10 protein-coding genes and 1 pseudogene are annotated in these 12,931 nt (G+C 61.5%); 4 read left to right on the top strand and 7 right to left on the bottom strand.

Annotated features, from left to right (window positions below):
- Positions 1–187: 187 nt before the first annotated feature.
- A complete protein-coding gene (locus tag MRY17_RS07320) occupies positions 188–625 on the bottom strand; it encodes a hypothetical protein (RefSeq protein WP_181282431.1) in 438 nt (145 codons plus the stop codon).
- Between the two features lie 107 nt (positions 626–732).
- Here MRY17_RS07320 and MRY17_RS07315 point away from each other — a divergent pair, with 107 nt between their 5' ends.
- Positions 733–1,179, top strand: coding sequence for a universal stress protein (locus MRY17_RS07315; protein WP_181282430.1), 447 nt, complete (start codon positions 733–735; stop codon positions 1,177–1,179).
- Between the two features lie 182 nt (positions 1,180–1,361).
- Here MRY17_RS07315 and MRY17_RS07310 read toward each other — a convergent pair whose 3' ends face one another.
- Positions 1,362–3,281 (bottom strand): ATP-binding cassette domain-containing protein, encoded by a 1,920-nt coding sequence (locus tag MRY17_RS07310; protein ID WP_243353505.1) that lies wholly within the window; start codon positions 3,279–3,281, stop codon positions 1,362–1,364.
- A gap of 213 nt (positions 3,282–3,494) precedes the next feature.
- Between MRY17_RS07310 and MRY17_RS07305 the strand changes: the two genes are divergently transcribed.
- Positions 3,495–5,423, top strand: a complete 1,929-nt coding sequence (locus MRY17_RS07305; protein ID WP_191951387.1) for a transglycosylase SLT domain-containing protein — start codon at positions 3,495–3,497, stop codon at positions 5,421–5,423.
- An 87-nt stretch (positions 5,424–5,510) separates the two neighbouring features.
- Here MRY17_RS07305 and MRY17_RS07300 read toward each other — a convergent pair.
- Positions 5,511–6,266 (bottom strand): annotated as a pseudogene (locus tag MRY17_RS07300) (Fic family protein); the annotation flags it as partial.
- A 64-nt stretch (positions 6,267–6,330) separates the two neighbouring features.
- Positions 6,331–8,097, bottom strand: a complete 1,767-nt coding sequence (locus MRY17_RS07295) for an ABC transporter transmembrane domain-containing protein (protein WP_181282426.1) — start codon at positions 8,095–8,097, stop codon at positions 6,331–6,333.
- Positions 8,098–8,342: 245 nt separating this feature from the next.
- On the opposite strand from MRY17_RS07295, the gene MRY17_RS07290 reads away from it, so the two are divergent.
- On the top strand, positions 8,343–8,519 hold the full coding sequence (locus MRY17_RS07290) for a PA1571 family protein (protein WP_181282425.1): 177 nt from the start codon (positions 8,343–8,345) through the stop codon (positions 8,517–8,519).
- 53 nt (positions 8,520–8,572) lie between these two features.
- On the opposite strand, the gene pdxB is transcribed toward MRY17_RS07290, so the two are convergent.
- Positions 8,573–9,715 (bottom strand): 4-phosphoerythronate dehydrogenase PdxB, encoded by a 1,143-nt coding sequence (pdxB, locus tag MRY17_RS07285; RefSeq protein ID WP_243353504.1) that lies wholly within the window; start codon positions 9,713–9,715, stop codon positions 8,573–8,575.
- 213 nt (positions 9,716–9,928) lie between these two features.
- On the opposite strand from pdxB, the gene MRY17_RS07280 reads away from it, so the two are divergent.
- Complete coding sequence (locus MRY17_RS07280; protein WP_243353503.1) at positions 9,929–11,332, top strand: MATE family efflux transporter; 1,404 nt, start codon at positions 9,929–9,931, stop codon at positions 11,330–11,332.
- Positions 11,333–11,422: 90 nt separating this feature from the next.
- Here MRY17_RS07280 and tusA read toward each other — a convergent pair whose 3' ends face one another.
- Both tusA and rlmM read right to left on the bottom strand, forming a co-directional pair.
- A complete protein-coding gene (gene tusA, locus MRY17_RS07275; protein ID WP_181284005.1) occupies positions 11,423–11,677 on the bottom strand; it encodes a sulfurtransferase TusA in 255 nt (84 codons plus the stop codon).
- Positions 11,678–11,802: 125 nt separating this feature from the next.
- Positions 11,803–12,879: a 23S rRNA (cytidine(2498)-2'-O)-methyltransferase RlmM gene (gene rlmM / locus MRY17_RS07270; RefSeq protein WP_181284004.1), complete on the bottom strand. Its 1,077-nt coding sequence runs from the start codon at positions 12,877–12,879 to the stop codon at positions 11,803–11,805.
- Positions 12,880–12,931 lie beyond the last annotated feature (52 nt).

Genomic DNA, 12,931 nt, shown 5'->3' with positions numbered 1-12,931 from the left:
TTACCGGCCTGCCTGGCCAGCTCCAGCCCGATGATGAATCGGGCTTTTTATTGCCCGGCCTTCTGGTTTTTCTGTAGGAGCGAGCTTGCTCGCGAAAATCGCCAACCGTAACGCAGGTGACTCAGGTTTAACGCGTCGCTCTCAGGCTTTTCGCGAGCAAGCTCGCTCCTACAATGAGTGGGTTAAATCAGGCCAACGCCTTGAGCAGCGCATCAATATTTTCCAACACACTTGCGTCGCCCTTCTCGCCCCAATACAAGGCGATCATTTGCTTGTCGGCCTCGACCTTGTAGACGTTGGCCGGCAGCGTCGAAAAATGCGGCAACAACTTCTCATCCACACACACCTCGCGCCATTGGTTGACCCATACCCCCGGCTCCAACTGCCAGTAACTCCAGAGGGCCGGCGCACTGCCGCGTCGTGGCCGGCAGTACTGCGCGCAGGGGCTCGGCGGCTCTTGCTTGAGCCAGTGCGGCCATTGCTGGGGCGCCAGTTGCATGGCCAGCCCGATGCGGCGCGCCTCCATGCGCAGGGCCATGCGCCCGCTCTGATGGCGCGAGGGACGCAGCCATGCCAGAGGGCTCAGCACCACGACAAGGATTGACACCACTATCCAGACCGTCATATGTGTACTCCCCAATTTCTAGATGAGCGGATTTGACCTGACGCAACCGCTTGCGCTTGAAAGCAGCCATACTGAACTTTATTGCAGTCCCCCTGGAGGAACGCCCCATGCCCTACACACATATTCTGGTCGCTGTCGACCTGACCGAAGAGTGCGATCCAGTGATCAAGCGCGCGCAGGAATCATCAATCGCCAATGGCGCCAAACTGTCGTTGGTGCATATCGTTGAGCCGATGGCCATGGCCTTCGGCGGCGACGTGCCCATGGACCTTTCCCAGTTGCAGCAACAGCAATTTGACCAGGCCAAGGAGCGCCTTGAGCGCCTGATCCTCAAATACCCTAAATTGAACAAAGAGGCGTGCCACCTCACCTACGGCCAACCGCGTCAGGAAATCCATCATCTGGCCAAGGAACACGACTGCGACCTGATTGTGGTTGGTAGCCATGGTCGCCATGGTTTGGCGTTGCTGCTGGGCTCTACTGCCAATGATGTATTGCATGGTGCGCCGTGTGATGTGTTGGCCGTCAAGCTGGTTAAAGACACCAGCAAGTAAGGCCGCTGAAAATCAAGTGTGGGAGGGGGCTTGCCCCCGATAGCAGTCTGTCAGTTGATGCATCGGGTGACTGATACACCGTTATCGGGGGCAAGCCCCCTCCCACATTTGGATCGCATTTCATATGAAAAAGCCCGGCGCTCATGGAAGAGCGCCGGGCTTTTTCATTGCGGGCCGATCATTCAGGCATCCAACTCAGCCCAACGCTCAACCAACGCTTCCAGCTCCTGGTTCAACGTCTCCAGGGTGGCGATGACCTTGGCGGTTTCCGCCGCCGGGCGCTGATAGAAACCGGCGTCAGCCATCTCTGCCTCTACTGCGGCGATCTGCTGTTCCTTGGCGTCGATATCGCCCGGCAGGGCTTCCAGCTCGCGCTGCAGCTTGTAGCTGAGCTTTTTCTTGGTGGCAGGTGCAGCTTCCTGTGCCGGAGCAGCGGCGGCCACAGGCGCGACGACCGCAGAGGTCAGGTCGGCCTTGCCGGACTTGCTCTCGGTCACGCCCAAAAGGCGCGGCGAGCCTCCTTGGCGCAGCCAGTCCTGATAACCGCCGACGTACTCGCGCACCTTGCCCTCGCCTTCGAAGACCAGGGTGCTGGTGACCACGTTATCGAGGAATGCCCGGTCGTGGCTGACCATCAGTACGGTACCGTTGAAGGTCAGCAAGACCTCTTCAAGCAGCTCGAGGGTTTCCACGTCGAGGTCGTTGGTCGGTTCGTCGAGCACCAGCAAGTTGGCCGGCTTGCTGAACAGCTTGGCCAGCAGCAGGCGCGCGCGCTCACCACCGGACAGGGCTTTCACCGGTGTACGCGCACGCTGCGGGCTGAACAGGAAGTCGCCCAGGTAGCTGAGCACGTGGCGGCTCTGACCGTCGATGTCGATAAAGTCGCGACCTTCGGCGACGTTGTCGATCACGGTTTTTTCCAGGTCCAACTGGTGACGCAACTGGTCGAAATAGGCCACATCGATGCGCGTGCCCTCTTCCACCGTGCCGCTGGTCGGCTGCAGACCGCCGAGCATCAGCTTGAGCAAGGTGGTCTTGCCGGTGCCGTTGGCGCCCAGCAGGCCGATACGGTCGCCGCGCGCCAGGACCATGGAGAAGTCCTTGATCAGGAACGGACCTTGCGGATGATGGAAGCTGACGTTTTCCAGCACCATCACTTGCTTGCCCGACTTGTCGGCGGTGTCGAGCTGGATATTGGCCTTGCCGGTGCGCTCGCGGCGTTCGCTGCGCTCAACCCGCAGCGCTTTCAATGCGCGCACGCGGCCTTCGTTACGGGTGCGGCGCGCCTTGATGCCCTGGCGGATCCAGACTTCTTCCTGGGCCAGCTTCTTGTCGAACAGGGCGTTGGCGGTTTCTTCAGCCGAGAGTGCGGCTTCCTTGTGCACCAGGAAGCTGGCGTAGTCGCCGTTCCAGTCGATCAGGCCGCCACGGTCCAGTTCGAGGATGCGGGTGGCCAGGTTTTGCAGGAAGGAACGGTCGTGCGTGATGAACAGCACGGCGCCCTGGAAATCCTTGAGGGCTTCTTCCAGCCAGGCAATGGCGCCGATATCCAGGTGGTTGGTCGGTTCGTCGAGCAGCAGCAGATCCGGCTCGGACACCAGCGCCTGGGCCAGCAGCACGCGACGACGCCAGCCGCCGGACAACTGGGCGAGGGTCTTGTCGGCCGGCAGTTGCAGGCGGCTCAGGGTGCTGTCGACCAATTGCTGCAAGCGCCAGCCGTCACGGGCTTCGAGGTCTTGCTGGACGTGCATCAGTTTGTCCAGGTCGGCTTCGGTGACGCAGTTCTGCGCCAGGTGATGGTATTGCGCAAGCAATTCGCCAACTCCGTCCAGGCCTTCGGCAACCACGTCGAACACTGTCCGCTCGTCGGCTACCGGCAATTCCTGCGGCAATTCGCCAATCTTGAGGCCCGGAGCGCGCCAGACAGAGCCCTCATCGGGCTTCTGGTCGCCTTTTACCAGCTTCATCATGCTGGATTTACCGGTACCGTTGCGGCCGATGATGCACACCCGCTCACCACGGGCGATCTGCCAGGACACCTTGTCCAACAACGGCATAGCGCCGAAAGCAAGGGACACATCGCTGAATTTGAGCAGGGTCATACGCTTCTCCAAAAACTGGGCGCGCATTCTACCTGAGTTGAGGGTGGGATGCGGCCTGCATTTTCGCTGCCGACACGTTCTGCAGGACATTTGCCGCGAACTTGAACCAACCGGCCGGCAAAGCTTTCGCCGGCCGCTGGCAAAAGGCTAAGCTAGGGGCAATCAGTGTCGGCGATGCCGGTGCTAGTCGTGATTTCTCTGCACGGACGTCTCATGCGCAGTCGCCTTTTCAACTTTTTATCCTGCCTGCTTCTTTCCGCCACCGCCGTTCAATCTGCCCAGGCCGTGGACCTCACTACCCAACGTCAATATTACGATGAAGCCAAGCGCGCCCTGGCCAAGGGTGACAGTGGCCCGTATATGCAATACAGCCAGGCCCTGGCCGACTACCCGCTGACGCCGTACCTGGCGTATGACGAACTGACCGCACGCCTTAAAACCGCGAGCAACCAGGAAATCGAACAGTTTCTCGCCAAAAACGGCGACCTGCCCCAGGCCAACTGGATGAAACTGCGCTGGTTGCGCTGGCTGGCCGAACGGGGCGACTGGCAGACCTTTGAAAAGTACTACGATACCAAGCTCAATTTCGTCGAGCTGGATTGCCTGCACGGCCAGTACCAACTGACCCACAACCTCAAGGCCGAAGGCTACAAGACCGCCGAAAAACTCTGGATGACCGGCAAATCCCAACCGGCCGCCTGTGATGTGACCTTTGGCCAGTGGGCATCTGACGGCCAGTTGACCGAACAGAAAATCTGGGACCGCACCAAGCTTGCTGCCGAAGCGCGCAACTACGCACTGGCCAACAGCCTGGTGAAAACCCTGCCGACGCTCGGCGCCCAGGGCCGCCTGATGATCGACGTGGCGCAAAAACCCGACATGCTGGGCGACCCGTCCCGTTTCCTGCCGGCCACCGAGGCCATGTCCGACGCCGTAGGCCTGGGCCTGCGCCGACTGGCCCGCCAGGACCCGGACAAGGCCATGGCCCTGCTGGACGGTTACGCCAGCACCATGCACTTCTCCCGTGACGAAAAAGTCTCGATCGCTCGGGAAATCGGCCTGACCCTCGCCCGTCGCTACGATCCCCGCGCCCTGGACGTGATGACGAAGTACGACCCGGAGCTACGTGACAATACCGTCTCCGAATGGCGCCTGCGCCTGCTGCTGCGCCTGGCGCGCTGGGAAGATGCCTACCAACTGACCCGCAAGCTGCCCCAGGACCTGGCCACCACCAACCGCTGGCGCTACTGGCAGGCGCGCAGCCTGGAGCTGGCCGAACCGAAAAACCCGCAGGCGCTGGTGCTGTATAAAAACGTGGCCAAGGAGCGCGACTTCTACGGCTTCCTCGCCGCCGACCGCTCCAAGACCCCTTACCAGTTGAACAACAAGCCGCTGGTGATGAGCCAGGCGCTGATCAATAAAGTGCGCAATACCCCAGGTGTACGCCGTGCTCTGGAATTCTACGCCCGTGGCCAGATCGTCGATGGCCGCCGCGAGTGGTACCACGTCAGCCGTCACTTCAACCGCGATGAAATGGTCGCGCAGGCGAAGCTGGCCTATGACATGAAGTGGTACTTCCCGGCGATCCGCACAATCAGCCAGGCGCAATATTGGGACGACCTGGACATCCGCTTCCCGATGGCCCACCGCGATACCCTGGTGCGCGAAGCCAAGGTGCGCGGCCTGCATTCGAGCTGGGTATTCGCAATTACCCGTCAGGAAAGCGCCTTCATGGACGATGCCCGCTCCGGCGTCGGCGCCAGCGGCCTGATGCAACTGATGCCGGGTACCGCCAAGGAAACCGCGCGCAAGTTCAGCATTCCCCTGGCCTCCCCGGCCCAGGTACTGGACCCGGACAAAAACATCCAGCTCGGCGCCGCCTACCTGAGCCAGGTGCACAGCCAGTTCAACGGCAACCGTGTGCTCGCCTCCGCCGCCTACAACGCCGGCCCCGGCCGTGTGCGTCAATGGCTGCGCGGTGCCGATCACCTGAGCTTCGACGTGTGGGTGGAAAGCATCCCGTTTGACGAAACCCGCCAGTATGTGCAGAACGTGCTGTCTTATTCGGTGATCTACGGGCAGAAGCTTAATTCGCCGCAGCCGCTGGTGGATTGGCATGAGCGGTATTTTGATGATCAGTAAGAGGGGCAGCTTCAAGCGGCAAGTTTGAAGCTTTAAGAGGAATGCCCGCATTGTGAGATGCGGGCATTTTTTATGAAGTCAGTTTTACACCGCCTCGGCCAACGCCAGGCTCAAGGCTTGCAACATGAACTCAACGAAGGGCGTCGCTTCTGCCTGCTGATCCGCCGCCGAAAGCGCGGCATAGTAGTCGTCCTGCTGATCCCGAATGACCGCCTCCACTGGCAGATAAGCCAGCGCCGGGCGCCATTGGCTGAGTATCAACGTCTGCCAGAGCCGCCCCATTCGTCCGTTACCGTCTGCAAAGGGATGGATGAATTCGAACTCGTAATGGAATACGCAACTGGCAATCAAGGGATGCCAATCTGAAGCTGACTGCCATTGCAGCAAATCATCGATCAGCTGCGCCACGCGGCTCGCAGGCGGCGCCATATGGACCAGTTGTTCGCCACGATAAATACCAACCCCCGACTGACGAAACCGTCCGGCATCGTCTATCAATCCGAACATCAGCAATTCGTGGGCCTTCAGCAGGTCGGCACGATCACCCGGCGTCCAGTGCGGCATCGCCTCATAGGCTGCAAACGCATTGCGCACTTCCTGGATTTCCCGTGGCAGGCCCAGGACTCGCTTACCCTCCAGCACAGCGGTGACTTGCTCGACACTGAGGGTATTGTTCTCGATCGCGAGCGAAGCCTGAATGGTGCGGATCCGATTACCGCGCCTTAGCTGAGGCGTCTGGCGGCTATCGTCGCCGGCTGAGAGCTGGCCGATCTGCTCACTGATGTCGGCTACCAGCGCCAGCATCTTTGTCGTCAGCGTCAACGGAGGTTGATAACGGCTCATATCCTCATCCAGATCATTTATAGAAAGGCCCTATGATGCCCTAAGGCGCAGGCACACCGCAGCTTCATTCCAACTGCTTGCCATCGCTGAACTGCAACGCCGCCAACCGCGCATACAGCGGATTGCTCGCAATCAACTGCTGATGCGTGCCCACCGCCACCAGCTTGCCCTGGTCCATTACCGCTATCCGATCGGCGTTTTTCACCGTGGCCAGGCGATGCGCGATCACCAGGGTCGTACGGCCCTGCATCAATTGCGGCAGGGCTTGCTGGATCAGGTGTTCGCTCTGGGCATCGAGGGCGCTGGTGGCCTCGTCGAGCAGCAGGATGGGCGCATCCACGAGCAACGCGCGGGCGATAGCCAGGCGTTGACGCTGGCCGCCGGAGAGGCCCATGCCGCCTTCGCCCAGGTGGGTCTGGTAGCCGTCGGGCATTTGCAGGATGAAATCATGGGCATGGGCGATACGCGCAGCGGCTTCGACCTGTTCGCGGGTGGCGGTGGGGTTACCGTAGCGGATGTTGTCTTCGACGCTGCCGAAAAACAGCGCCGGGCTCTGGGAGACCAGGGCGAAGTGGTGGCGCAGGTCCAGCGGGTCGAGTTCGGTCAGCGGCTGGCTCTCAAGCAGGATGCGGCCTTGCTGGGGGTCGTAGAAGCGCAGCAGCAGGTCGAAGATCGTTGATTTGCCCGCCCCGGAAGGCCCCACCAACGCGAGGGTTTCGCCGGGGTTGATGGTCAGGCTCAGGCCGTCGATGGCGTAGCTGTCTGGACGCGACGGGTAGGAAAAGCGCAGGTCCTGCAGTTCCATGCGCCCGCTGACACGCGCCGGCAAGCGCACGCCGCCGCTGGTCGGTGCCTGGATGTCGTTGTTCGACTGCAACAGTTCGCCGATCCGCTCTGCCGCACCGGCGGCCCGCTGCAATTCGCCAAGCACTTCACTCAACGTGCCGACAGCGCTTCCGACGATCAGGCTGTAGAACACGAATGCCGCCAGCTCACCGCCAGAGATGCGCCCGCTGATCACGTCCATGCCGCCGACCCACAACATCACGCCCACGGCGCCGAGCACCAACATGATCACCAGGGTAATAAGCCAGGACCGCTGCAGGATGCGTTTGCGCGCGGTGATGAACGCCTCTTCCACGGTCAGGGCGAAACGCTGTTCGTCCTGCACCTGATGGTTATAGGCCTGCACGGTCTTGATCTGGCCAAGGGTCTCGGACACATAACTGCCGACATCGGCGATGCGGTCCTGGCTCAGCCGCGACAGGCTGCGCACACGTCGGCCGAAAATGAGGATCGGCGCCAGCACCAGCGGCAATGCCACCACGACAATACTGGTGAGCTTGGGGTTGGTGATGAACAGCAGCACGATGCCGCCAATGACCATCAAGGCATTGCGCAGAAACAGCGACAGCGATGAACCGATCACCGATTGCAGCAAGGTGGTGTCGGTGGTCAGCCGCGACTGGATTTCCGAGCTGCGGTTGTTCTCGTAGAAACCGGGATGCAGGTAAATCAGGTGATTGAAGACTTGCCGGCGAATGTCCGCCACTACCCGCTCGCCAATCCACGAAACCAGGTAGAAGCGCGTGAACGTGCCCACCGCCAGGCCCAGCACCAGCAGCATGAACAGGCCGATGGACTGGTTGAGCAGGTGCGGTGACTGGGTCATGAAACCCTGGTCGACCAGCAGGCGTATGCCTTGTCCCATGGATAAGGTGATGCCGGCGGTGACGATCAGCGCCAGCAAGGCGCCCAGCGCCTGCCAGCGATAGGGCGCGATAAAGCGGCTGGCCAGGCGAATCGCGCGGCGTTGACGGGTTGAGAACATACGGGCTTCACCACTGACGGAGTCTAACCCTCAACATTGGGGGAACTTGCGCAAATAACAATGAGTCAGGTTAATTATGCCCGCCGATGGATGCCGCTAGAGGCTATCGGTCTAAGACTGATCTGGAAATATGTGCCGGTTTCTGGTGGACTGGGTGTTCGAACCGGCGAACGTGTATGGAGTTGTAACAGCGCGGTCACGCGGGGGAATTAGAGTAGGTACACAACCTGATGAGGAGACAGGCCATGACCTTGCAGAACAGCAGTAATGCCAAGATTGAAGTGATCCGCCAACCGCAGGAGCTGCCTTTTTGCTCGTATATCGATGCCAAGGGCCGCGAAGTGCAGATTACCGAAGACATGATCCAGCAAGCGTGCAGCGAACTGGAACAGCGCTTGGTCAAGCCTGCACAGCGAGGCTGAAGCGCCGACGCTCTTGCGAACCCGGCCCAGGTGGCCGGGTTTTTTATGGGGGTCTAAACGGACAGAGCGCCCAGCGCAGACACCATGTTCGATAACACGACCGACTCGCCGTTGATGCGCACCTTCAAGCCATCGATCTCGCGGCGCTCAGGGTAATGCTTGCGCAGCAGGTCAAAGGCGGTGCGCTGTTCTTCCACTGTTCCTGCAAGGCTGCGACGCAAATCCGCATCATCGCGGCGCGGGTCGTACACGCTGCGGCACAAGGTCGCCAACGCCCAGGCCGGGTCGGCTGACGCGTTCAACTGCACCTCGGCCAGCCAGGGTTGCGGCAGCAGGTCGCTCAAATGAATGCCCGGCTCCTGGCCGAGGTGGGCACAGAACGCCTGATAGATCTGCGCAGTGCCGCGCTGCTTGCCGTCCAGGCTGTAGCCGGCGATATGCGGGGTGGCCAGTACGCACAGGTCAGCCAGGTCGGCATCCACCTGCGGCTCACCTTCCCACACGTCCAGGACGGCTTGCAGGTCTTCACGTTCCAGCAAGACTTCGCGCAGGGCGGCGTTGTCCACCACCGCGCCTCGGCTGGTGTTGATCAGCCAGGCGCCGGGCTTGAGTTGCGATAGCCGCTGACGATCGAACAGATGCCAGGTGGCGCCATTCCCGGACTTGATCAGCGGCGTGTGCAGGCTGATCACGTCGCACTGCTCGATGATCTGTTGCAGGCTCACGTAATCGCCGTCTTCGGCGATCTGCCGTGGCGGGTCACAAACCAGTACGTTCCAACCCAGGCCCTTGAGCACCTGGACCAGCCGCCCGCCGACCTCACCGGCACCCACGATGCCATAGGTGCGCCGGGTGAGGTCGGCCCCTTCGATTTCGGCCAGGGTCTGCAGGCTGCCCAGCACATAATCCACCACGCCCCGGGCATTGCAGCCGGGCGCGCTGGACCACTGGATACCGGCCTGCCGGAAATAGTCGAGGTCCAGATGATCGGTGCCGATGGTGCAGGTGCCGACAAAACCCACCTTCGTGCCCTCGAGCAAGGCCCGGTTGACGTTGGTCACCGAGCGCACCAGCAGCACGTCGGCCTGCTCTACCGTGGCGCGGTCAATCGAACGGCCGGGTACGCGGCGTATCTCGCCAAATCCCTGGAAGAATGCATCGAGCAGCGGAATATTTTCGTCGGCAACAATCAGCATGGCAGGCTCCTTTGGCGGATCAGCAGTGTACAGCCATGGGATTGAAGTAACACCCGGGATCCTTGTGGGAGGGGGCAAGCCCCCTCCCATATGGGTTCTGGGGGGCCTGGGTAGTCGCATTACAAATCAGCAACACAGGTTTTTTCCTGACCGTTGCGTCAAGGCGTAGAATCCGCCGTCCTTGCGACTGCCTTTTTGATTGGACACCCGTACGTGAACACTGCCACCGCCCCCCTCACCCGCCCCGCCCGCATCCGCCGGGAAGTGCGCGGCCTGCTGACGCTGGCCGTGCCGATCATCATCGGCCAACTGGCAACCACCGCGATGAGCTTTGTCGATGCGGTGATGGCCGGGCGCGTCAGCCCCAAGGACCTGGCGGCGGTCGGCCTGGGTAACTCGATCTGGATCCCCGTGTACCTGCTGATGACTGGCACCCTGCTGGCCACCACGCCGAAAGTCGCGCAGCGCTACGGCGCGGGCCAGTACAACGAAATCGGGCCTTTGGTGCGTCAGTCATTGTGGCTGGCCGTGGTAGTCGGCCTCTGCGGCGCGCTGTTGTTGCTGTGCGCCGAACCGATACTGCACGCAATGAAGGTCGACCCCGACCTGATCGAACCGTCCATGGGCTATCTGTATGGCATCGCGGCCGGGATGCCGGCCATTGCGCTGTATTACGTGTTTCGCTGCTTCAGTGACGGCCTGGGCCGTACGCGGCCAAGCATGGTCATGGGCCTGATTGGCCTGGCGCTGAATATTCCACTGAACTACATCTTCATCTATGGCCATCTGGGCCTGCCGGCCATGGGCGGCGTGGGTTGCGGCTGGGCCACGGCGATTGCGATGTGGGTGATGATGCTCGGCCTGGCCGTCTGGACGCGCTGGGGCCCGGCGTATCAGAGCAGCGAATTGTTCAAGCGCTTCGACTGGCCGCAATGGGCGGTGATCAAACGCGTACTGGGCATCGGCCTGCCGATTGGCGTGGCGATCTTTGCCGAATCGAGCATTTTTGCGGTGATTGCCCTGCTGCTGGGCAGCCTGGGAGCCACGGTGGTGTCCGGCCATCAGATTGCGCTGAATGTCAGCTCACTGGTGTTCATGATTCCCTACTCCCTGAGCATGGCCGTCACCGTGCGCGTCGGCCAGGCCCTGGGCCGTGGTGAACCGCGCGAAGCACGCTTTGCCGCAGGCGTCGGCATGGGCACCGCGCTGGCCTATGCCTGCCTGTCCTGCAGCCTGATGCTGGTGTTTCGCGAGCAGATTGCGGCGATCTACACCCCCGACCCGGTGGTGATCCACCTGGCGTCGATGCTGATCGTGTTCTCGGCGCTGTTCCAGTTCTCCGACTCGATCCAGGTCACCGCCGCCGGCGCGCTGCGCGGCTACCAGGACACCCGGGTGACCATGCTGCTGACCTTGCTCGCCTACTGGGGCGTGGGGTTGCCGGTGGGTTACGCCCTGGGGCTGACCGACTGGCTGGGCGAGCCCAGCGGCCCGAGCGGCTTGTGGCAGGGCCTGATCGTAGGCCTGAGCTGCGCGGCCGGCATGCTGCTGGTGCGCCTGGCGCGCAGTGCACGCCGGCGCATCCATGCCGACAAGGCACTTACGCGCGCCGTGTAGGAGCGAGCTTGCTCGCGAAAAGCCTGAGAGCGCCGGGTTAAACCAGAAGCGCTGCGTGATCGTTGGCGTTTTTCGCGAGCAAGCTCGCTCCTACAAGGGTTCGGCGGCTTTTTTGCGGATCCAGTAAAGGTACGTGCCGGCCTCTTCTTGTTGACTGACCAGTTCATGGTCAAGGAACACACAGAACTTGGGAATATCGCGGCGGGTCGACGGGTCGGTCGCGATCACCTTGAGCAGGCCGCCCGCCGGCAGGTCACGGATGTGCTGGTGCAACATCATCACCGGCTCCGGGCAATTGAGGCCGGTGGCGTCGAGGGTGGCGTCCACGGGCAATTCAAGACTCATACTTCACTCCTAAACGAACCCGACTTCCTGTGGGAGGGGGCTTGCCCCCGATGATGGGGGCACATTCAACATAAATTTCGACAGTTATACCGCTATCGCAGGCAAGCCAGCTGCCACATTGGGTATCAGTGTCTCTTGGGTTTCTTTACGTCCACAAGTCGGCGCAGGTGGCACGTCACTTCCTCGCGGTCGTGGTACAGCTGCTTGCAGCCGATTTCCACCCGAATGCCGCGCGCCTTGAAGCCGTCTTCAATGCGCTCGAGCAAGCGCTTCACCTCGGCATAACGCTGCTTCATCGGCAGCTTGAGGTTGACCACCGCCTCGCGGCAATGCCCCTCGCCGATCCAGGTTTCCAGCAACGCCGCGTTGCGCGCGGGCTTCTCGACGATGTCGCACACCATCCAGTCCACCGGCTGCTTGGGTACGAAAGTAAAGCCGTCGGCCATCAAGTGCTGCACCAGGCCAGTGTCCATCAGGCTTTCGGCCATGGGGCCGTTGTCGATGGCGGTCACCAGCATGCCCCGATTGACCAGTTGCCAGGTCCAGCCACCGGGGGCTGCGCCGAGATCGACACCGGTCATGTCGCCATGCAGGCGCTCGTCCCACTGTTCGCGGGGAATGAAGTGGTGCCAGGCCTCTTCCAGCTTCAAGGTCGAGCGGCTGGGCGCGTCACGCGGGAACTTCAAACGCGGAATACCCATTGGCCACATTGCCGAGTTGTTCGACTCGGCCAGACCCATGAACACTTCGCGGCCGCTCTTGAACGTCAGCAGCAGACGCGGCTTGCTCGGGTCGTCCACCAGCTTGCCGGCGTTAAGCAAGGCTTTGCGCAGGTGCACTTCGAATTTCTTGCAGAAGTTCGACAGTTCCTTGCCATCGTTGGTATCGACCATCTCCAGCCACAGGCTGCCGCACACCGGGAACTCGCGCAGGTGGGCGAGGATCACGCTGATGCGGTCGGTTTCCGGCAGGTCGATAAACACCCCGCGCGCCCATTGCCTCGGGAAGATCAGCTCGGCGAAACGCTGGCCGTGCATCAGGCGCTGCGCGCCGTCTTCTTCAGTGCAGACAAATTCGGCGCAAGCGCTGCCGGTCTTGGCCTTCGCGTAGCCGGACACGTTCAGGCGCGCGGCATGTTCCGCGATCTCGGAACAGACTTCGCCTTCAAAACCCGGGCGGCAGTGCATAAAAAGGGTGTTCAATTGAATCTCCTGGCAACTGGATTGCTCTATCGCAATACCTGTCATGAAAACG

This window comes from Pseudomonas orientalis (assembly GCF_022807995.1).
Lineage (GTDB): Bacteria > Pseudomonadota > Gammaproteobacteria > Pseudomonadales > Pseudomonadaceae > Aquipseudomonas > Aquipseudomonas orientalis_B.
Note: the sequence above shows the minus strand (reverse complement) of the source record. Positions and strands in the feature narration are given on the sequence as shown.